A 611-nucleotide genomic window follows, 5' to 3' on the forward strand; every position below is an offset into this window, starting at 1 on the left:
CCACACGGCATTCGGCAGATATTCCGCCGTATACGTTTGCCAGCGATGTGCAGGTTATGGTGATTAAGAAACAGGCGCTGGGCATCAGCGTGGTCTGAGTGTGTTACAGAGGTTCGTCCGGGAACGGGCGTTTTATTATAAAACAGTGAGAGGTGAACGATGCGTAATGTGTGTATTGCCGTTGCTGTCTTTGCCGCACTTGCGGTGACAGTCACTCCGGCCCGTGCGGAAGGTGGACATGGTACGTTTACGGTGGGCTATTTTCAAGTGAAACCGGGTACATTGCCGTCGTTGTCGGGCGGGGATACCGGTGTGAGTCATCTGAAAGGGATTAACGTGAAGTACCGTTATGAGCTGACGGACAGTGTGGGGGTGATGGCTTCCCTGGGGTTCGCCGCGTCGAAAAAGAGCAGCACAGTGATGACCGGGGAGGATACGTTTCACTATGAGAGCCTGCGTGGACGTTATGTGAGCGTGATGGCCGGACCGGTTTTACAAATCAGTAAGCAGGTAAGTGCGTACGCCATGGCCGGAGTGGCTCACAGTCGGTGGTCCGGCAGTACAATGGATTACCGTAAGACGGAAATCACTCCCGGGTATATGAAAGAGAC

At 53.8% G+C, this 611-nt stretch carries 1 protein-coding gene; it reads left to right on the forward strand.

Annotation, left to right across the window (positions count from 1 at the left end):
* Nucleotides 1-159: 159 nt before the first annotated feature.
* On the forward strand, nucleotides 160-611 hold a 452-nt coding region (locus tag D0S45_20715), incomplete at its 3' end, for a hypothetical protein (GenBank protein ID TIH06449.1).

The sequence above is a fragment of the Marinifilum sp. JC120 genome, from assembly GCA_004923195.1.
Lineage (GTDB): Bacteria > Desulfobacterota > Desulfovibrionia > Desulfovibrionales > Desulfovibrionaceae > Maridesulfovibrio.